The following is a 20,699-nucleotide window of genomic DNA, read 5'->3' as shown; positions in this document are numbered from 1 at the left end:
CGGCTCCTTTCTTTTATTTTCCTGTTTACTACGAGTGGAGATGCAGGTAAACGAAAGGGTGATGCACACAACCCTAAATCACTTTTTAAATTTATGATGACACGCATCCGTTTACTGGTTTCTCTGGTCGTTATCTCGCCACTTGCTTTTGGTGTATTCCTCATAATTCCGCTGGCGGTGGTTCTCCAGCGCATCAGCGGGGGAAGTTCCATCTCCCCGATAATCCTGCTGATCAACAACCTGCTCTGTCTGGCCTGGCTCCTTGCACGCCTGTTCATTGATGTGAGACGATTCCGTTCCGGGAAACGATATGGTTCAGAAGCGCTGTTTCGAGGACGGGCCGCAACCGTACCTTTTAGCCGGGAACAGCTACGCGAGCATCTCGTACGAACAGGCTATACCCTCGATGAATCCGGGCGTTACGGAGAGCGGCCAGACCGGGGGTATTGGGGAAGGCTACTCCTGCTGGCAGGGCTGTCATTCACCCTTCTGGTAGGGACCTACGACAACGTTCGCCAATTCTCCGGCACCATTCTGCTTGGGGTCGGCGGGCCGCTCAAGCTCTTCGAAGCCTCCTCCTACGGGATTCTCACCAAGGGCGCACTCTCCTCGTTCGATGAACTGCCGGTCAAGCTTCAGATAACCCGTCAGATCCTTCCTGATGGCAAGTATCCTCAAGGCGCTACCGACATCGTCATATGCGACCCGGACGGAAAGGAACTGCAGCGGGCGACCATCAGTCCAGGCTCTCCCCTTGGCATCGACGCCTTTGAGATCCACATGGCCCGCTTTTTGTTCGATGCCTGGCTGGTCGTCACCACCACATCGAACCACATCGTCTTCACCAATTTCGTCAAACTCCTTCCCTTGGACAAACCGAAAGAGGGATATACATTCCATGGCGAAATCGATGATGATCATTTCGAGAAGGTCAAGGGAGAGGCATGGCTCCGGCCACAGGACAAAGCCATGAAAGTGGCAGTGGACTACAAAGGATCTCGTATAGTGGATACCGAACTATTCCTCTGGGGAGAGAACAAAAAGGAATCGGCCGGCTATGTTGCCAAGCTCGAAGGACTGGGGCAATGGAGCGAGATCCATGTAACCCGTCGCCGCCACAAGAGTGCCCTGTTTGCCGGTGCGTGGACTGCCCTGCTGGGATTGTTGATACGTCTGAGCTGGAGGCCTCGACGGGTCTGGATTACAGAAACGCCCGACGGTATCTCTTTGCGCACTACGGATGCGAAAGTACTTAAAGCCATCAACGACTCAACCGTTGACATATAACCATCCCATTCACCTACCCACATTACAGGACCCAACCTATGACATTCAGATGCCTTGTTTTTTTCTCACTATTCATCACTATGGCCCTTGCTGCGTGCAGGCAGGAGACGGAGCCTCCCTTACAGAAAGGAGAGGCAGTGCGCCTTCTGGTAAGGCAAAACGGCAAATTCGGCTATATTGACCAAAGTGGAAAACTGGCGATCCCGGCCCGATTCGAGAACGCGTCACTTTTCTCCGAAGGGCTGGCGGCAGTGAGGATTGGTGGCAAGGATGGCTATATCGACACATCCGGCAAAATTGTCATCGAACCCCGGTTCAAGGCGGCTTCTATCTTTAACGAAGGGCTGGCGGCAGTTCTGGTTGGTGACAGGTGGGGGTATATCAACAAGGTCGGCAAGATGGTTATCCCCTCAAGCATTGTTTCGACCTTTGCTTTTACCGAGGGTTTGGCGGTAGTCGTGGCCGTCACCAAAGATGGTTACAAGGCCGGGTTCATGGATACAACGGGCAAGATGATCATTCAGCCGCTTTACGAAGATGCAAGGTTCTTTTCAGAGGGTTTGGCGCCAGTGAAGAAGGGAAAAAAATTCGGCTTTATCAATCGTTCCGGGACCATGGTGATCCAGCCGATGTTTGATGATGCCACCCCCTTCCGCGAAGGGTTGGCTGCCGTGAAGATCAATGGCAAGTACGGCCAGTGGGGCTTCATCGATACCAATGGCGTCTGGATAGTAGAGGCAAAATATAAAAACTGCCTCCGGTTCAAGGAGGGCGTGGCCGCAGTAGAGCAAGAAGGCGCCTGGCGGTTTATTGACCGGCGGGGCGAGGATGCCGTGCCGCTGACAATGGACGGACCATCGCTCTTTTCAGAGGGGCTTGCGCCGGTCAAGATCGGGGGGAAAGTCGGTTACATCGATCGCCAAGGACGAGAGATCATCCTCCCCGTTTCGAGGCTGCAACGATTTTTATCAACGGGTTGGCGGCTGTGCGCCAAGGGGACCTGTGCGGATACATCGACAAAAAAGGGAATCTGGTCGTTCCTCCCACCTACGAGTGGTACCAGCCAATTATCGACCAAGTGGTCACCTTCGCGGCAGAAATTGAGTAAGTCGTGACGAAATGCTAAAAGGCTGAAGGTTTAACAGGTTTACTTGTTAACGGGTGGCATGATATTTTAATCAAATCGGCAACGGTGCCGAAATTTGGAGGTTTCTCACTGTGGCACCTCTTGAGTCAATCCTTGTCTGGATATCCCTCTGTGGTTACGGAATCATCAGTGGCCTGTACATTTATGCCTTCGTCTTCAGGAAAGAAAACATCCTCCAGAAGATCATCTACCCCATTGCTGCGGTATTTCTGATCCATACAGCCTCCATCATCGCCAGGTATGTTGCTGTCGGGAATCTGCCCTGGGCAGGGGATTACGAATCTGCAACGGCAGGTTCCTGGTTCGTGGTGCTGTTTACCATCATCTTTATGTGGAAACACCGCAGCCTCAGTGCCATCGGCGTCGGCACTATTCCGTTCTCCCTGCTCCTGTTCGGTTTCGGTGTCATGCGTTCTCCCCAACTTATTCCCATGTCGGTTTCTTTGAAGTCTTTCTGGCTGGGAATCCATGTTTTATTTGCCTGGCTGGCTTTTGGCGCCTTTGCCATCGCCTTCGGCCTGGGAATCATCTACCTTCTTAAGGAGAAGAACCCCCGGAAGGAGTTTTACGCAAAATTCCCCGATCTGCCGATGCTCGATGAATTGATGTTCAAATATGTGGTCTTCGGCTTCATAACCGATGCCGTGATGATCCCGTCCGGAGCTATCTGGGCCAAGGATCTGTGGGGGAACTATTGGTCATGGGACCCGGTTGAGACTTGGTCACTGGTGACATGGCTGATATATGGTTTCGCCATTCACCTGCGTCTCACCATGGGGTGGCGAGGCCGCCGACTGGCCTGGATCGTTATTTGGGCATTGGCTGGAATGGTCATTACCTTTTTCGGCATTAATTTCTTTGTTTCATCAAGCCTGCACCTCTTCCGTGCGATGCAGGGGCAGTAGGAGCAGGCGTGCTGAAAAACTTACTTGCAGCCCTCAAGTCTTTGAAGGTCACTGCCGCACTGATCATTGCACTGGCGATGCTCTGCCTGTTGGGAATCATAGTGCCCCAGAAGTCCATTCTCGGCAGGGAGGCGTACTTGGCATGGCAGCAGGATCATCCCACTCTGGTCGCCTTGCTTGAGACCTTCAATCTCACGGAGTTCCATTCTTCCCCCCTGATGATGGCCCTGTGGGTGCTGTTTTTCGGAAACCTCCTGTTGGTCATGATCGACCGGCTGCCTGGGATCTGGAAACTCTGCAGGGAGATGCGGCTACCTGATAATGCCGGGTTCGTGCAAAGCTACCGCTGTTCCGCTGAGCTGAAAGGTGCATCGCTCGATAATATTGCATCGGTCCTGGACAGTCATGGCTATCGGGTGATACGTGACGGCGCGGCGTTGGCCGGCATTCGTAATCGCTATGCCCCACTGGCCACTTTGCTGTTCCACCTGAGTTTTCTGCTGCTGCTGGCGGGAGGGGTGCTAACAATCTATACCAAATTCCGCGCCGAGGTTGATCTGGCTGTCGGAGAGCAGTTTGACGGGAATTATAAACAAATTTTTACACGCCCCAAATTCGGTGCCGTGCCGTCCTCGAAATTCACCGTAACCGCTGTGAAACCGACCTACTACAATCAGGCGGTGCCGGTTGACCTGGAAGTTGATCTGGAGACCCGTCAGGGAAGGAAGAGCATCAGCATCAATCGCCCTTACTATGATGGCCGGTTATCCTTTCTCATCAAGACTGTCGATGTCGCCCCTCTTTTTGTCGTTCAGGATTCTGCCGGCAAAGAGATCGACGGTGTGTTCGTCAAACTCAAGCTTCTGAACGGTGATGAAGATGGCTTTTCTCTGCAAGGGTATACCGTCCGCGCCCGGTTCCATACCGACATCGTCGCCGAGCAGAGCCGGACGAGGGGCCTGTCGTCAAACCTGCCCCAGGCGCTGAAACAGCAGCCGAATGACAGCTCATCCAAACAGACCAGGGAAATCGTCAATCCAGCCATGACACTCTCCCTTGAAAAAGATGGGCAGAGGCTGCAGACCGTAACCCTCCGCCCCCATGAGTCCGTCTTGTTTGGCAATGGGCAGCGCCTGGTATGGCAGGACTACACCTACTGGATCAATTTTTACGTTGGGCAGGAAAGGGGGCTCATGATAATTTACGCCGCTTTCGTGCTCATGACCATTGCGCTGGTCATCCGTTTTGGCTTCTATCGCCGTGATATTCGAGCCCTGGCAGAGGAAGAGACGGTATTTCTTGCCGGCCGGTCCGAATACTTCCCGGTCATGTTTAGGGAAGAGTTCGCCGGACTGAAGGCGGCAATGCAGCTTCCCGGAACAATAGAGGTACAAGACGAGCCATGAAGCTGATTCTTGTCTCACCCCCATTCGGTGAAAAAGGGCAGAAATCGAAAGGACTTCCCATCGCGCCGCCGGTGCTGGAATATCTTGCCGGGCTGACCCTGCAGATCCGTCCGGACGTGACGGTTGAGCTGGTAGATGCCAACAAGGAGCAGTTCAACCCGGACCAGACCGATGCCGACCTGATCGGGTTTACGGTGCTTACCCCCCAGGCTCCCTGGGTCTATCGCATGGCTGACCGGCTGCGCCAAATGGGGCGGCAAGTGCTCCTTGGCGGCATACATGTGACGGCACTGCCCGATGAGGCGGGTCGCCATGCCGATGCTATTGTCCTTGGCGAGGCTGAGAAGATTTGGGGAGCACTGCTGGACGATGCTGAGAAGAGGCGATTGAAGCCGGTATATCAGGGCGGATTCCCGGAGCTGAAGGGGCTCCCCAGGCCAATCACCAACCTGTGGAAGACCAACTACGTTTACGGCTATTTTCAGACTTCCCGCGGCTGTCCCCATCGCTGCACCTTCTGCTCGGTTCACGAATTCTTCGGCGGCCGGGTGAGAACCCGCCCGATTGACGAGGTGGTTGCCGAGATTGCCCAAAGCAAACGGCGTCTGTTCTGGGGGATCGACGACAACGTCTGGGGTGTCAACATGGACTATACCATCGAGCTCTACCTGGAGATGGGGAAGAGCCTACGGGGCAAGTCCTGGTTCGGCTCAGGCGACTTGGTTTCGGTGGACCACCCCCGGGCGGGCGAGCTTTTGACCAATGCCCGCAAGGCCGGCTTAACGGCGGTGCTGGTGGGCTGGGAATCCAACAACATCGGCAGCCTGGAGGAGTATAAGGCGGTCACCAAGCAGGGGCGACAGCGGCGGGATGCCATTAAAAAAATCCGGGATCATGGCATCGAGGTCATGCTCTTCATGATGATCGGCGGCAGGCAGGACCGGCGCGAGGATTACGAAGGCATCCTCAAGTTGTGCGATGAACTGAAAGTCTCGGCCCATCCCGTTATGACCACTCCGTTTCCGGGGACACAGCTGTACGAGCTGTATAAGCCTTATCTTGTTCCCGGCCTCGACTGGGACAGCTTTGACGGCAATCATGCCGTCTTTACCCACGATGACCCACTGATGAGCATCGACTACCGGGAAGAGGCAATCGTCAAGCTGCGGGCCGAGCTTTTCACCATTCCACGAATCCTGGGACGTATCCCACAGATCTCCTGGCGCGGGTTTCCAATGTCCCACATCACTTCGTGGATGATACAGTATCCCCAGGGGCGGGCCTTTACCCAGTTTGCACGGGAGCGGGAAGCACTGAAGAAGACCGAGGCACCGGGATAGCGGAACTTGGCCGCGATTAGATCGAGGTTAGATGAAATGCTTGATAAAAGGAAGATCAGTGCCATTGTTCTCGTCTCCTCGTTTTTTTCCGGGGCTGCGGCGCTGATCTACGAGGTGGTCTGGTCACGGGCCATGTCGCTGGTACTGGGGAGCACCGTCTACGCCCTCTCAACTATGCTTGCCACCTTTATGGCCGGACTGGCTGTTGGAGGGTTCATCGGGGGGCGTCTTGGAGACCGGATGGACCCCGTGAAGGCGCTCGGCCTCTGCGAGATCGGTATCGGTATAGGCGGGGTCGCCAGCATTCCTATTATCCATGCGCTGCCGGAGCTTTACGCAAGGATGTACCAGTCACTTCATCTGAATCCTCCCCTGTTTTTCACGGTCCAGATTGCCCTCTGTGCTTTGGTGATGTTCTGGCCGGCGCTTCTCATGGGGGCGACCTTCCCCCTGGTGATCAAAAGCATCACCGGTGAGCTTTCCCAGGTGGGGCGGAAGATCGGCATCGCCTACGGCACCAATACCCTTGGGGCGGTGTTCGGTTCCCTGTCTGCAGGGTTTTTCCTTATTCCCACGCTCGGGATTAAAGGAGCCACCTTTCTACCGGCAGGAATCAACGTGATTCTTGGCATTGTTCTCCTGGTGACGGCACGGTCAGGCTTGCGCCCGGCGATTGGGATATTTACGCTATTTTTAGCCGTGGCGGCCTGGAGTGCCGAGACGAAGGAACGAACCACCCTGGTCAATTTCTACACTGCCAATCGGGGTAGTAGTTGGGCGAAGTTGCCATTGGTGCAGAGCCCTTTTTTGGAATCTGCCCGAGTTTTTTATGAGGAAAACGCCTCCGGTTCGGTAAGGGCCTTCAGGATGCCGGACGGGAACCTGATGCTGCAGGTCGGGGGGAAAATCGAAGGAACACTCCAGCCCGATATCGCCAATACCCGCCTCCTAGCTTATCTTCCCCTTGCGGCCCATACCGAACCCCACAAAGCTCTCATCATAGGTCTTGGGGCGGGCATTACCGTAGCCGCTGCCAAGGGGCATGTACCGGTAACGGACCTGGTGGAAATAAATCCGGCGGTGGTCAGGGCAGTGGCTCATCACGGAAAAAAAGGGCTGCTCGATGGGGTAAATGTCATTGTCAATGATGCGCGACAATTTCTTACGATGAATGATGTCCGATACGACGTTATCTCCTCCGAACCGTCCTATCCCACCGAATCAGAGGTGGCGAGCCTCTTCAGCAGCGAGTATTACCGTATCGCGGCCGGCAGGCTGAATGAGGGGGAGTGTACTGCCAGTGGCTTCCCTATTACGTGCTTGCCAATGATGATGTGACGATGATGATCAAAACATTTGCCACGGCATTCAAGCATGTGATGCTCTGGAAGGTGCCTGAATCACTTGATCTGATAATGCTTGGCCGGAATATCCCGTTCGAGCGCGGAGAGGGAGATATCAGGGAACGAGTTCACCGCATGGCCGGTGAAGATCTTGACTTTGTCCTGTCCCGGACTCCGGAGCAGGTGGCTGAGCTGGTCAAAAACGGGCGTATACCTATAAACACCGATGACAGGCCAATTCTGGAGTTCCTTCTGGCCCGTAATTTTCTTATGGGGGATATTGCCCGTATAGAAAAAGACGAGAACCCTTGAACAAGGTTCAGCGGAGTCTTGCAGAAGCAACTTTTTGTACCTTCTATATTTGACAATGAGTGAGCAAGGAGAAAATCCAATGCAGATCAGCCGGAGCTGGGTGTGGCCATCATGATGAACAATTATTTTCACGATGTGGCCACCGCACTTCTCGCCGCCTCCGCCTTCGTCATTCACGCCATCGTCAGGACCCAGGCAGTTATGGCAAGTCGGGAGGCAAGCCTCTTTTTCCTCAGGACCTATGACCAGATGGTCAAATTCTTCCGCTTTGCCCTCTGGTGGATCATTATCGGCGGCATTCCCCGGACCGTCTTCTACACCAGTTTCGAGTGGCTAACGCCGCGGACAAACTGCAGGTGCCTGCATTGATGGTCAAGCATGTGGTGATGGCAGTGCTGGTCATCTGGGGGGTCTATGCATGGCGCCGGCTCAAGGTGAAGGTTGCAACCCTCAGGCAAAGCGTCCAGGCCGCGCAAGGGTAGGCTCCATTGCTCCTGCGCATACTGAAAAGCTCGTTTCTCAAACGGCCAAAGGCGGTATTGTTCCTGTTGCTCTCCATAACCATGGGCGCTGCCGTGGCAACAGCCTTCCTTGGTATTTACGGAGAAGTATCCCATAAGATGGCCCTTGAGTTACGCAGCTACGGCGCCAACATTCTCGTGGAACCCGCCGTTACCGATGGTGCGGGGGAACTGGCCGAGGCCGACCTGAAAAAGATCAAAACCGTTTTCTGGAAGTACAACATTACAGGCTTCGCACCATACCTCTTTGGTATCGTCGAGCTGGAAGCCGGCGGCAGAAAAGAGCGCGGCGTTGTCAGCGGTACCTGGTTCGCCAAGGAACTGCAGGTGGAAGGGGCAGAGCCGTCAACCCAGGGGGTACGGCAGATTGCTCCATGGTGGGAAATAGCCGGTGAATGGCCTCAAGCTGCAGACGAAGCAATAGTCGGCGTCTCCCTGGCGAAAAGATTCGCCTTGAACCCGGGGAGCGAGATCATTGCCCGAAAGGACGGCAGAAGCCGGCGGTTCAAAATCTCAGGGGTCGTGACCACTGGCGGTTATGAAGAGGAGCAGCTCTTTGCCCCGCTGGCGACAGTGCAGGGACTGCTGGCAAAGGAAGGGCGCATCTCAAGAGTTCTGGTCAGTGCCCTGACGGTGCCCATGGATGAGTTCGGCTCCAGGGATCCGGCGACCATGAACAAGCTTGAATACGAAAAATGGTACTGCACCGCCTACGTCACCTCGGTTGCCAAGAATGTGGAGGAGGTAATGACCGGGAGCAGGGCCAAGCCGATCTGGCAGATAGCCAGTGCCGAAGGTTCCCTGCTTGAAAAATTCAATCTGATCATCATCCTTCTGACCTCCCTGGCGCTGACGGCATCGGCCATTGCCGTCTCCACCAGCCTCATGGCATCTATGGCCGAAAGGCAAACGGAGGTTGCGCTGATGAAAACCCTTGGCGCTGACCGCTTCCAGGTAATCGCCATTTTTATCGGCGAGGTTCTGATCATTTCCGTGATTGGGGGGCTGCTCGGCTACCTGCTGGGGGATCAGCTGGCAGAATTGATCAGCCGTGTTGTGTTCAACTCCAGGATCAAATCGCCCTATGGCTTTTCCCCACTGCCATCCTGTCTGCGTTTGCCGTTGCCGTGGCCGGGAGCGTAGCTCCGCTGCGAAGGGCGTTGCTCATTAAGCCGGTGCAGGTAATAAAGGGGTGATATGAGCAGGAAACGCTGGTTTTTTCATGTGGTAACCCGCTCCCTTGCCCATCGCAAGGGTGGCACGCTGCTGCTGTTGCTTGTTCTGACCATGGCATCGAGTCTGGTTACCGCTCTGGGGATTGTTTCCTTCTCCATGGAGAAAAAGATCGCTGAGGAGATCAGGCGGTATGGCGCCAACCTGGTTGTTGTGGGAGACAGTGCCGGAATGGAAGTGGGAAGTGGTGGCATGAATTTCGGTATGATAGCTGAACCGGCTTATGTAGCTCAGGGACAGGTGGAACAAGCCCTATTGCAGGATCGTACCGTACGGGCGGACTATTCCCCAAGCCTGCGGGGAACTTTCAATCTTAAAGGCAGAAATGTTGCTGCGGATGGCGTTGAGTTTTCAGCGGTACGCAGGCTCTTCCCCTGGTGGCGGGTGAGTGGCGGTTGGCCGCAGGCACACGAATGCCTTATCGGGAATGACATTGCCCTGCGTCATTCCGTAAAACCGGGTGATGAGCTGACTTTGACGGGTTCGGCCGGAAATCTGGTTGTCAGGGTTGCGGGAATTGTCTCCAGCGGCGGCGAAGAGGATGGGCTGGTTTTTGTTAATCTGCAGGCCCTGCAGAAGGCGCTGGGAGTGCCCGGGCAGGTAACGGCAGTCAGAGTTTTGGCTTCGGCGTCGGGTGAGGATCTCCGGCGGTTTGCGGACAACCTGCAGAAACGTCTGAATGGGGCTAAGGTGAAAGAGGTCCGCCAGGTTGCCAGGACCAGTGAGTCGTTGCTGAAAAAGGTTCAACTGTTGATGCTGCTGGTGACGGCGGTGGTGTTGACCGCCTGCGGCGGCAGTGTTGCCGGCACCATGGGCAGCAGTGTGCTGGAACGCGGCAAGGAGATCGGCCTGCTCAAAGCAATCGGCGCCTCCCGGAAAGAGGTCCTGCTGCTTTTTGGGGCAGAGTCTGCCTTCTTGGGTCTTACCGGAGGAGTGGCAGGATATGTTGCCGGCTATGCCATTGCCTTCCTGGTTACCGAAACGGTCTTTTCCGTGGCTGCCGACTTTTTGCCTGTGCTTTTCCCGGTTGCCTGGCGGCCAGCTGTTTCTTGGCCCTCCTTGGCAGCACGGGACCATGATCGCCGTCTACCGTCTCGATCCGGTTTGCAGCCTGAGGGGGGAATAGGGGTGACATCCGTGAAAACTGAGTCTTCGATCATCAAGACCGTTGGATTGACCAGAAGCTACGGCGAAATTTGTGCCTTGGCGCCTCTGGATTTGCAGGTAACCGAGGGGGAATGGCTGACTATCATGGGGCATTCAGGGTCCGGTAAAAGTACTCTGCTGAATCTTTTGGGGGGCCTGGACCGCCCAACAGCCGGCACTCTGCTGGTTGACGGGGAGAACCTCCTTTCCCTCAGTGAAGACCAGTTGGCCAGGTTCAGACGGGAATCCGTCGGCATTATCTTTCAACAGCACCACCTGATTCCCTATCTCACCTCATTGGAAAACGTGATGATGGCCCAGTATTTTCACAGCATTCCCGATGCTGTAGAAGCCCGTCTGGCACTGGAAAAAGTGGGGCTGGGCAAGAGGCTGGCCAACCGGCCGGGAGAACTGTCCGGGGGGGAGCAGCAACGGGTCTGCATTGCCAGGGCTATCATTAACAATCCGAAGCTGCTCCTTGGCGACGAGCTGACCGGCAATCTCGACCACAAAAGTACCCAATTGGTTATGGAATTGCTGAAAGAACTCCATGAGACGGAACGGTTTACCCTGGTGCTGGTTACACACAATCAGGAGGTGGCCGGCTGGGGACAGCGGACCATCTTCATGGATGACGGCACAGTGGTAAAGGATGTGCGGCAGGGGAGGAGTAATTGATGCCGATCCTTGCCAAGGGCTTGACGTTGCTGATTCTCTGGGGTGTCCTGGTAGTTGGCCTGACACGGACCTTTGCCGCGAGAAAGAGTGCGCTGACGGCCGGTTCCGTGCTTGGGCTGATTACCGGCACTGTTGCCGGTTTCCTGCTCTTCAATTCTTTCACCGGCGAACTACCCTTTGCCATCATTAAATCTCTGGTTGCCGTTGCCTTTATTTCCCTTTTTATCGTAGCCGCTTTTGCCTGGCACAAGGCGCCTGCACCTGCGATAACGGAGTTCTCTCCTTCTCTGTCCGACCATCCTGCTGTCACCGCAATGGCAGCCTTTCTCTCCGCTACGGTTTTTGCCATCCTGGCTGTCTGTCGTCTATCCAACAGCGGCGATAATGCACAGTGCTTGCAGTATGCTTCATTCTTCCGGCAATGGTGGAACTCTGGCTGGTGGTTTACCGGCTGGAGCCCCTCCTGCCATCGGTCCTCAAAATGCCCAGGGGAGGGCTACCCCTTCTGGCCGTCTCCCTGTTCCTGTTTATCGCTTCCTTTTCCCCCCGGCTCGACCTTTTTTCGCCCCTCAGCATGAAGGTGATGAAGCTTATCCATACTTCGTCCACCAGTTTTTTGAATCCATGCTCATTCCGGACCATCCCTTTTTCCGTACCGATGTCTGGGACTATATAGGAATGTTTTTCAGCAACAGTGTCGGTTTCTGGGGGGGGCTTATCATCTGGTTTATTCCGTCGGCTTTGATAGCAATTGCCGTATTCCGCCAGCCCCTTCCTTCCGTTGCCCATGTGCGACAGGCCGCCACACGCCGCAAGTTGATCGCGGGCCATCTCCGCGAACGGCGCTGTCTGCTCTTTTTTCCGTTTTTTGCAACTATATTGATGGCAGTGGCAGTATATGAGAGTGGCCACCCTTCAGTTGAATACTGGGACCCGAAGCCTATTGCCGTAAAAGCAGATGGTGCAGGCACGATTCACATCCCTGTCAAGGATGGTGAAACAGACCTTAAGGATGGGAAACTTCACAAATATATCTTCCTGCAGGGTGCAAAGAAGGTGCGCTTCTTCGTCCTTTACCGTTCAGATGAACTGACCGTCGTCCTCGATGCCTGCTCCATCTGCCAGCCGGAAGGGTACGGACAGAGCGAAGGTACAGTCATCTGTTATTATTGCAAGACCTTGATCCCGCTGGAGACGGTGGGCAAGCCGGGAGGCTGCAATCCGGTACCAGTCTCATTCACCGCCGACGCTGGTGGTGTGCATCTTTCTGCCGTGAGTCTTATCAACACCTGGAATGAACAGGTTCAATCGGCGAAAAAAGTCCCAGGGGGGCCAGAATGAGGCGCCTGCTCCGAGCTTTTCACAGTATCATCGCTTCACGTGCGGTAACTCCCATCATTCTTGGATGTTTCGCTCTCATCTACATTATCATCGCCTTTTACACTGACGAGACCTTGGTCGCTCTTATGGCCCTTGTCAGGAGTAACAGCCCCCTTATCCTGCTCCTATCCTGCATACCGGTAAATCTCCTTGCCGTTCTTTGCCGCGAAACGGCCCAGTTCAGCGACAGAAGGCATGCAGTAAGGCTTTCAGCGAAAGGATTACCCGTCGGGACTTATCAGGAAAGGGTATTTCTCGGCACAGTTCAGACAGGGCTGTTGGAGAAAAAAATTGAACAATCAGGCTATCATTATCGAATAAAAGGAGACTCTTGCGCTGCATGGAAGGGAATAAGCATTTTTCCCGCTCGATTTCTGTTCCTCATGGGCAGCTTTTGTCTCTTTGCGGGCATATTGGTCAGCCTGACCACCAGGGTTTCTCTGCGGGATGTCGTTATCGAGGGGGAACCCTTGCCCGAGGCAGTCGGGGTGAGGGGGCGAGTAGAGCAAATCACTCTTCGTCAACATAATGGCATCATTTTGTCCCATAGCCTCGACATGAACATCGCCTTAGGGGAGGGCGATGAAGCGAGCGTGAGAAAATTCGGCGTTTACCCCCCTGGCCGGATTAATGGTATCTTTTTCTATCCCCGTTACCTCGGCCTTGCCCCACTTATCGAATTTACTCCCCCTGAATCCGGACAGGTTTTTTCCAGCTATATCAAACTAATGATCTACCCTCCGGGAAAAGAGGATGGCGTCCAGATTCCCCGGTCTCCTTACAGGATATCCTTTACCATCATCGAGCCCATGACCGGGGCAGAGCCGTATATCACAGGCAAGTTCAATCTGCGCTTCAAGGTCTTGAAAGGCAACGATCAGGTTTCGGAAGGAACGCTGCCACTGGGGGGGACCGTGAGCAGGGGAGAGTACACACTTTCTTTTCCTGATGCAAAAAAACTTGTTGCTGTAGATTTTGTCAAGGACCCTGGCCTGCCGCTGCTGTGGATCGCCGGCCTTCTCTTCCTGGGAGCAATTGTTGCTTATATTCCTATCAGAATGTTTGCTCCACGCAGGGAGATTATCTTTATTCAACGTAATGGATCAACAGAGGTCTTTTCTCGGGCAGAAGGACGAGCAGCAAAACATCGCGGCATCCTCCACAATATGCTCGATCACCTCTGCCAAAGTCAGTGATTTCACATTTTTTCAGCAACCAGTATTCCTGATGGCCGGCAATTTTCTCTCTGTGAAGTTGCACAAGATGCTAAAATGCTGCTTGTAAAAAATTCAGGCTGAATAACCATGCAGGGGAGTGGAAATTGCAAAACAGAGGGTGGAGACAGTCCATGGAAGCAAGCAGAGCAAAGAAGATCCTTTTTGTCACCCCTCCGTACCACTGTGGCGTGGTGGAGGTCGCCGGGCGGTGGATACCGCTGAACTTCGTCTATCTTGCCGGTGTTGCCCGAGAAGCCGGTCTGGATGCGGAGATATACGATGCCATGACCAAGGATCATGGGTATCCGGAGATCGAACAGCGTTTGCGGGCCTCTACCTTCGATGTGGTGGCCACGACAGCTATTACTTCCACCATCAATGACGCTCTCAAGACTCTGCAACTGGCGAAGCAGATCAATCCCAATGCCGTCAGCATCATCGGCGGAGTCCATCCCACCTTCTGCTATGAGGAAGTTTTCAATACAACCGATGCGGTGGATTACATCATCTGCGGCGAAGGGGAGACAACCCTTAAAGCCCTGCTGATGGCACTGGAAAAGGGAACTGACGTGGCCGAGGTTCCGGGGATTGCCTTCAAAAGGGATGGCCGCGTCATCAAAACCGCCAAGCGCTGCTTTCGGGAGAATCTCGATGATCTGCCAGCAGCCTGGGACCTCCTTGACTGGTCTGATTACAAGTACTTCGTCATCCCCAATTCCCGTTTAGGCGCCATCAGCACCTCCAGGGGCTGTGATCACGATTGCATCTTCTGCTCACAGCAGAAGTTCTGGGAGCAGTCGTGGCGGGGTCGGGATCCGCAGAAGGTGGCAGACGAAATCCAGCACCTCTTCGAGATCTATGGGGTAAATGTCTTCCTCATTGCCGACGAGTACCCGACAAAAGACCGGGAGCGGTGGGAAGCCCTGCTTGATATGGTCATCGCAAAGGACCTGCCCATTTACCTTCTTATGGAGACAAGGGTTCCGGATATCATCCGTGACAGGGAAATACTCTGGAAGTACCGAAAGGCCGGGGTGGTTCACATTTATATCGGCATAGAAGCCACCGATCAGGAAACCCTCGATTTCATCAAAAAAGAACTTGATGTGGACCAGTCCAAGCTGGCCCTTGATCTGATCCACGAGCATGGCATCATCACCGAGACCTCTTTTGTTCTCGGCTTTCCCGATGAAACAAAAAAGAGTATCGAAAAAACATTGAAGCTGGCCCAGTACTATAACCCCGACAATGCCCATTTTCTTGCCATAACGCCCTGGCCCTACGCCGACATGTTCAATGACGTCAAGGACTACATCAAGGTCCATGACTACGCCAAATACAACCTCATCGATCCCATCATCGAGCCGAAACGGATGAGCCTTCTCCAGGTGGACGTGGCCATTGTCGACTGCTATCGACGTTTTTACATGAAGAAGCTACCTGAGGTCTTCAGCATGAAGGACCCGTTCAAGCGCGATTACTTGATGAAGGCGATGAAACTTATCATGAACAGTTCTTTCATTATCAAAAAACTCGGCAAAGGTACCTTAGGCAAGGTGCCGGCAATGATCGAAGAAATGATGTGCAAACTGTCCTGAAGAACGTGGTTCACGATTAGGAGGAACACCAGGTTAAGTATCTCCAGGAATTGGGGCTGAATCTTCCCCAGCAGAAGCCACAGTCTGCAATATTGCGTGATGCTTTCCAAATCTATCCAGCACAAATTAAAAAGCCCTCGGTAGCGCCGAGGGCTTTTTGTTTTGGTCGGAAGATTTGCGCTTTGTGTGCAATGGCCATCCAACTTCTGTTGAGTCGGTCTGTACCAAAGAACCCTCCCTTTTTATTTAAGATTAATATTGATTTATATTATTTATTGTTCATCTCATCAAAATTGCTTACCTAATCAATTTCTTAACTACCTGATTTTATAATGCTTAGCAAAGGCACTGTAAAAAAAATTTACAACTGTAAAAAATCTTTACACTTAATTAATGTTGATTTGTTAAGCGCATTAGTTTATGAAGGCAAACAAGTTTTGAACAATGATAAGAGGTTAATCGAAACGGCAAACCCTCGGGTAACCAGGGGACGCAAAGCCACCTATCCAGGCTAATGGAAAGAGGGGTTGTCGAAGTGGCCACACAAAGCCTACCCATTTCGACGGTAGGCTTTTCTCGTTTTTCAGTAGATCTATAACGGGAAGAGAAGAGGCACATGAAACATTAATTGGTGGTTTCAATGGATCATTGCTTTGCAGGTTATGCTCCTGCCGCCGCCCTTGACAGTAGGTAGCGCTTTAGCATCGGGCAACTTGTGGCTTGTTTTTGTGGTTTTGGCGTAGGGTTATTTAATTGCGATTGGGGTGATCCTCTTGAAAAAGACGAGACGCTTTATTGTGGGAGTGGGATTTTTTAGCGTAATCCTGTTCGGAATGCTGCTGTTGCAGTTTCGTTCTGCCGCTGCAGCGACCACCGTAGGTGGCAACATTGGGACAAATACGGTTTGGGCTGCGGCAAATGGACCATATGTAGTTACTTCCAATCTGACACTTATAGGCTCCGCCTCTTTGACTGTTGAAGAAGGTGTGACCGTATATTTTAACGCTGGCACACAATTAACGGTACTAAACGGCTCACTGCTTGTATCCGGTACTGCGGCAGACCCTGTTTTGTTCACCTCTTGGCGGGACACCTCAGGCGGGACACCGGTGGCTGGAGACTGGGGCGGAATTCATTTTCTCGACGGCACTCTCGATTCTGCAACTATCATCGAATATGCAACCATCAGATACGGAGCCACAACGACACTCGCTTCCGCTTCCCCCACATTCAATCACTGTCGTTTCGAGAGTAACAGCGGTTATGCCCTTTCCCTCGACCTGGCTTCGTTCCCACACGGCGCAGGAAACAGCGCAGTTAAGAACGATCATGATGCGATCCGGGTTCCTGCCGGAGAAATAATTACTTCCGGCGCATGGGATCTAACTTCCATCCCTTACTACATGGAAGGGGATCTGTCCATCGGGGCTGCGCCGCGAATCACCACGATGCAGCCGAGCTACCTTGAGCAGGGAAGTTCGGTAGCTGCAATCATTGCCGGAACCCGTCTTTCGGGTGTCAAGGCGGTCACATTCGGCAATCCTGGAATAACTGCCGCTATTCAGCCTGGCGCCACCGACACGTCGATCCCTGTGCAAATCACGGCCGACAAATCGGCTCCTTTTGGAGTGGCGAACGTCGGGCTATCCGTTGCGGCCGGGGATGCCACCCTTGCAACAGGAATCACGATCATCCCGCCGACACCGCATATCGACGGTATTGTTCCCGGAACCATATACGCCGGTCATTCGGAGACCATGGAGCTGACCGGAAAGAACTTTACCGCTAATTCCATCGTCACAATCGATGGTAACGACATTCAAACGAGCTTTATCAGCGCCTCTACCTTGCGGATTTCGCCTTCCGTGGCCACTTCGGGAACAAAATCGGTCCAGGTGAAACTTCCGGATCCTCGTGCTGCTGGAAGCTTTATCATCTCCAATACCGCTGCTCTGAACGTTATTGTGCCTTCTTTCACCATCACCCCTACTTCTGTGACGCTGAGACAGGGCGAAATGGTGCCACTTACACTTGGCATCCCATTTGCCGCGCCCTTTGGCGGCGTAACGGCGCAAATCACAAGCACTAATACCCAATCGGTCACTGTTCCCGCGACAGTAACCATTCCGGAAGGGGGGACGTCGGCTGTCATAAACGCTTCCGCAGTTAATGGCGCCAGCACCCGCGACGTAACGGTCGACATCAATGTCAGCCAATTCGATTGGATTTGTGCCAAGACGACTTTGACGGTCCGTCCCCAGCCGACGGTCAACCTCACCCCGACCACTCTCTTATCCGGCCAGGGCTTCTCCTTCTTCCTGACCATCTCCCTTACCGATCCTGCGCCGGCCGGCGGTCTTACCATGGCGCTCTCCGCCAGCCCCGCTAATGTCCTCTCATTCCCCGCGACGGTAACCGTTCCGGAAGGAGCGACGCAGGCACAGGTAACGGTCGTCAATTCCGGCACCGGCAGCAGCACCATCACCGCGACACCTGCTGCCGGCAAGGGGTTCATCGCTGGAGACATTTGCGCAGTTACCGTGAAGCCCGTTCAGACTTACAACATCGGCCCAACCCTGTCGCCGTCCGTTGGTGTTCAGGTGGGTACGCCGCCAGTGCCGATTGTCCCGCCGATTTCCGTATCTCCTCTTTTCAGCAATACAGTTGGAGTTGCGGTGGGTGCGGTAATAAATGGCGTCATCCCTGATCGGGCCCAGGTCGGTACCCAGAATCTCGTCATTCGCGTCTATGGTTCAGGACTTGCCGGAGCTACCGACATCTCATTTGCCCCAGCAGACGGAATCACGGTACGTGCCGGCACCCTGACAAGGGCTACCGATGGCAGCTATGTCGAGGTGACGGTCGACATTGCTGCAGATGCCGCTACAACTCCACGTGTGGCGGTCCTCAGATCAGGGACGACCACTGCCTCGCCTGCATCACCGGGAGCCGCCATATTTCAGTTAACCTATCCTGCGCCTGAAATCGGGTCGCTGATCCCGAACAGCTCTGTTCCGGGCACCTTCACCCTACAAATTAATGGTCGAAACCTGTTCAACGCTTCGGCAGTCACCTTTGAACCACCCGATGGCATTGCGGCTTCCAGCACGATTACGGTTTCGAGCGCTGGGACTCTGGCATCGCTGCCGGTTACGGTTGATCCGGCAGCGGCAAAAGGGAGGCGACTTGTCAGGATAACCACCCCAGGCGGGACATCGTCAGCGACAATGGCCCCCGCCAACGCCTTCGGCATTCTGTCGGCTGCGGGCGATGGTTTCACCCCGGTCGTTGCCCCACAGGTTGGAGTAATCGTACCAACGACGCCGGTAACCGAAGAAAATAGAACGTACAGCCCATTTACGTCCCTGCCAGTTGGTATTTCTGTAGGACCGGTGATGAACGGAATTATTCCGGGATCGGGTGCCATCGGCAGTACAGATCTTGTGTTACGTATTACCGGCAAAAACCTTGCTGCGGTTGATTCGGTCGCCTTCTACCCGGTCACCGGCATTACGGTGACAAGCCTCACATCGGCGGGTGATGGTTCCTTCGTGGATGTCCATATTGCGATTGCCGCCGATGCCCCTACAAGCGCCAGAAGCGTGATCCTCAAGGCCGGTGCGTATACAGTTCCGCCTGCGGCACCAGGGTCAAACATCTTCCGCGTTACCCTGCCGCAGCCGCTGCTTTACGGCATATCCCCCATCAGGGGCATGGCCGGCAGCAGTTTCACCATGACCCTCAGCGGAACGCTCCTGTCCGGTGCCACTAATGTTTCATTCATTCCGCCGGATGGAATCACTGTTGCAAATCCGCCGACCGTTTCATCGGGCGGCGCGGTGGCTACAGTGGGGGTTACTCTAGCCGCCAATGCTCCGACCACGGCGCGGATTGTTACAATCACAACGCCAGGGGGGACCACGACCGACACCCCCTCGGTCGCCAACACCTTTACCGTCACGTCGGAAGCGGGGAAGACCTATACGCCGGTAATCGCGAACCAAATCGGCGTAACCGTCGCCACCGCGCCGCCGACGACGGCTCCGTCTACATATAACCCGATCATTTCATCCCAGGTGGGGATCTCGATTCCGTTTACACCACCACCTCCCAATTCCAATCTGGTCATCGGAGCAATGGTTTCGCCGCAGGTCGGCGTCATTGTCGGGGCATCGGTTTCCAGCGTATCCCTCACACGCATGGAGCCGGGCACCAGTGCATCGGTAACCATCACCGGCGTAGCACTCGACAATGTCACCAGCCTCAAGGTTGCCCCCGCAGCCGGCATCACGGTTGGCGCCTTGACCCCCTCCGCTGACGGGACAACGTTGACTGTGCAACTAACTGCCGACATCACGGCCCCCCGAGGTCTGCGTGCCTTGGTGCCGATGGTTGGCAGTACTGCCGTATCGGCCCCGGTTCGGGGCACCAATCAAATTTACGTTGGTATGAGGCCGTCAGTAATTTCTGTTTCGCCGATCCTGCAGACCGTAGGGAATACCTTTACCCTGACCATCAACGGCACCAGTCTTGACGGGGCTACAACGGTCCGCTTTGAGCCCATGGACGGAATAACTGTCGTAAACCCGCCTGCCATCAATGCGGCCGGTACCCAGGCCACCGTCACGGTGATCATCGATGGGATGGCGCCAGGAGGACAGCGGATCGTTGTTATGGATGGACCATACGGCTCTTCAGACAACACGCCGGGTGCCAATAACATCTTCAACGTCAGTCGACCTGTAGTCCAAGCACCGGCATCGGTCAAAACGGCCAGCCAGACGTTGCCAAAGCCGCTGACTGAGGCGGTTGCTGGCTGGCCTGCCGATCCTAGGCTGCTAGCCTTTGCAGATGGGGTAATGCCGGCAATAACCGCCTGGCGCCAGCTTCCTGTGCCGGTATTCCACGAACCCCTCCTTTGCTTGAATACCATCGGGCACCATGACGAAAAAGAAGTGCAGCAGGGGGTAGAACAGTTCCCGCTGCAGGTAATGGCAAGCTCCGGCAGAGGTTACCGCGGTCCCCCTAAGCGGCTTGGCGCATGATCGGGAAAGAGATTTAAATACAGTTTTTCACTTAACAGAGTAAGGAGAATAGAAATGCAAAAAACCAAATCGAACCAGTTTTATCCGGTCACGCTGATGATGGCCGCGCTGCTGGCCTGATCGTCCTCACAACGGGAAACG

At 54.3% G+C, this 20,699-nt stretch carries 15 protein-coding genes and 1 riboswitch; all 15 genes read left to right on the top strand.

The genetic code is table 11. The annotated features are described in order from the left end of the window. Positions 1–93 precede the first annotated feature (93 nt). The 15 genes from JCM15764_RS12880 to JCM15764_RS12805 all read left to right on the top strand — a co-directional run bounded on the left by JCM15764_RS12880 (position 94) and on the right by JCM15764_RS12805 (position 20,558). The gene (locus JCM15764_RS12880; protein WP_054696358.1) at positions 94–1,287 is read left to right on the top strand and encodes a cytochrome c biogenesis protein ResB; all 1,194 of its coding nucleotides are present in this window, start codon (positions 94–96) and stop codon (positions 1,285–1,287) included. Positions 1,288–1,424: 137 nt separating this feature from the next. Then, on the top strand, positions 1,425–2,402 hold the full coding sequence (locus tag JCM15764_RS12875) for a WG repeat-containing protein (RefSeq protein ID WP_054696355.1): 978 nt from the start codon (positions 1,425–1,427) through the stop codon (positions 2,400–2,402). 103 nt (positions 2,403–2,505) lie between these two features. After that, positions 2,506–3,339, top strand: coding sequence for a cytochrome c biogenesis protein CcsA (gene ccsA / locus JCM15764_RS12870; RefSeq protein WP_054696352.1), 834 nt, complete (start codon positions 2,506–2,508; stop codon positions 3,337–3,339). 8 nt (positions 3,340–3,347) lie between these two features. After that, the gene (locus JCM15764_RS12865) at positions 3,348–4,745 is read left to right on the top strand and encodes a cytochrome c biogenesis ResB family protein (RefSeq protein ID WP_054696350.1); all 1,398 of its coding nucleotides are present in this window, start codon (positions 3,348–3,350) and stop codon (positions 4,743–4,745) included. Further along, a complete protein-coding gene (locus JCM15764_RS12860; RefSeq protein ID WP_054696346.1) occupies positions 4,742–6,085 on the top strand; it encodes a B12-binding domain-containing radical SAM protein in 1,344 nt (447 codons plus the stop codon). Before JCM15764_RS12865 ends, JCM15764_RS12860 begins: the two co-directional genes overlap by 4 nt. Positions 6,086–6,121: 36 nt before the next feature. After that, positions 6,122–7,423 (top strand): spermidine synthase, encoded by a 1,302-nt coding sequence (locus JCM15764_RS12855; protein ID WP_054696343.1) that lies wholly within the window; start codon positions 6,122–6,124, stop codon positions 7,421–7,423. Beyond that, on the top strand, positions 7,375–7,740 hold the full coding sequence (locus JCM15764_RS12850; protein ID WP_243688935.1) for a hypothetical protein: 366 nt from the start codon (positions 7,375–7,377) through the stop codon (positions 7,738–7,740). The genes JCM15764_RS12855 and JCM15764_RS12850 overlap by 49 nt, the downstream gene beginning before the upstream one ends. A gap of 102 nt (positions 7,741–7,842) precedes the next feature. Beyond that, a complete protein-coding gene (locus tag JCM15764_RS12845) occupies positions 7,843–8,109 on the top strand; it encodes a hypothetical protein (RefSeq protein WP_243688934.1) in 267 nt (88 codons plus the stop codon). 119 nt (positions 8,110–8,228) lie between these two features. Further along, a complete protein-coding gene (locus tag JCM15764_RS12840) occupies positions 8,229–9,404 on the top strand; it encodes an ABC transporter permease (protein WP_243688933.1) in 1,176 nt (391 codons plus the stop codon). Positions 9,405–9,458: 54 nt separating this feature from the next. Continuing rightward, entirely contained in the window at positions 9,459–11,318 is a 1,860-nt protein-coding gene (locus tag JCM15764_RS29840; protein ID WP_243688932.1) for an ATP-binding cassette domain-containing protein, read from the top strand. Continuing rightward, entirely contained in the window at positions 11,318–11,896 is a 579-nt protein-coding gene (locus tag JCM15764_RS12825) for a hypothetical protein (RefSeq protein WP_054696333.1), read from the top strand. The genes JCM15764_RS29840 and JCM15764_RS12825 overlap by 1 nt, the downstream gene beginning before the upstream one ends. A 46-nt stretch (positions 11,897–11,942) precedes the next feature. After that, on the top strand, positions 11,943–12,659 hold the full coding sequence (locus JCM15764_RS12820) for a DUF2318 domain-containing protein (protein WP_054696330.1): 717 nt from the start codon (positions 11,943–11,945) through the stop codon (positions 12,657–12,659). After that, positions 12,656–13,894: a hypothetical protein gene (locus tag JCM15764_RS12815; protein WP_054696327.1), complete on the top strand. Its 1,239-nt coding sequence runs from the start codon at positions 12,656–12,658 to the stop codon at positions 13,892–13,894. The genes JCM15764_RS12820 and JCM15764_RS12815 overlap by 4 nt, the downstream gene beginning before the upstream one ends. Positions 13,895–14,046: 152 nt before the next feature. Then, positions 14,047–15,513 carry a B12-binding domain-containing radical SAM protein gene (locus tag JCM15764_RS12810; protein WP_054696324.1) on the top strand — a complete coding sequence of 489 codons (1,467 nt, stop codon included), beginning with the start codon at positions 14,047–14,049 and terminating at the stop codon, positions 15,511–15,513. Between the two features lie 456 nt (positions 15,514–15,969). Then, positions 15,970–16,048: riboswitch (cyclic di-GMP riboswitch) on the top strand. Between the two features lie 298 nt (positions 16,049–16,346). Then, positions 16,347–20,558, top strand: a complete 4,212-nt coding sequence (locus JCM15764_RS12805) for a beta strand repeat-containing protein (RefSeq protein WP_500778430.1) — start codon at positions 16,347–16,349, stop codon at positions 20,556–20,558. The last annotated feature ends 141 nt before the right edge of the window (positions 20,559–20,699 follow it).

The sequence above is a fragment of the Geotalea toluenoxydans JCM 15764 genome, from assembly GCF_001311985.1.
GTDB classification, from domain to species: Bacteria; Desulfobacterota; Desulfuromonadia; order Geobacterales; family Geobacteraceae; genus Geotalea; species Geotalea toluenoxydans.
Note: the sequence above shows the minus strand (reverse complement) of the source record. Positions and strands in the feature narration are given on the sequence as shown.

Coding starts and splice junctions, on each gene's coding strand:
- JCM15764_RS12855 (WP_054696343.1), top strand. CDS start 6,122: ATGCTTGATAAAAGGAAGATCAGTGCCATTGTTCTCGTCTCCTCGTTT.
- JCM15764_RS12815 (WP_054696327.1), top strand. CDS start 12,656: ATGAGGCGCCTGCTCCGAGCTTTTCACAGTATCATCGCTTCACGTGCG.
- JCM15764_RS12825 (WP_054696333.1), top strand. CDS start 11,318: ATGCCGATCCTTGCCAAGGGCTTGACGTTGCTGATTCTCTGGGGTGTC.
- JCM15764_RS12880 (WP_054696358.1), top strand. CDS start 94: ATGATGACACGCATCCGTTTACTGGTTTCTCTGGTCGTTATCTCGCCA.
- JCM15764_RS12820 (WP_054696330.1), top strand. CDS start 11,943: ATGCTCATTCCGGACCATCCCTTTTTCCGTACCGATGTCTGGGACTAT.
- JCM15764_RS12805 (WP_500778430.1), top strand. CDS start 16,347: ATGCTGCTGTTGCAGTTTCGTTCTGCCGCTGCAGCGACCACCGTAGGT.
- JCM15764_RS12860 (WP_054696346.1), top strand. CDS start 4,742: ATGAAGCTGATTCTTGTCTCACCCCCATTCGGTGAAAAAGGGCAGAAA.
- JCM15764_RS12810 (WP_054696324.1), top strand. CDS start 14,047: ATGGAAGCAAGCAGAGCAAAGAAGATCCTTTTTGTCACCCCTCCGTAC.
- JCM15764_RS29840 (WP_243688932.1), top strand. CDS start 9,459: ATGAGCAGGAAACGCTGGTTTTTTCATGTGGTAACCCGCTCCCTTGCC.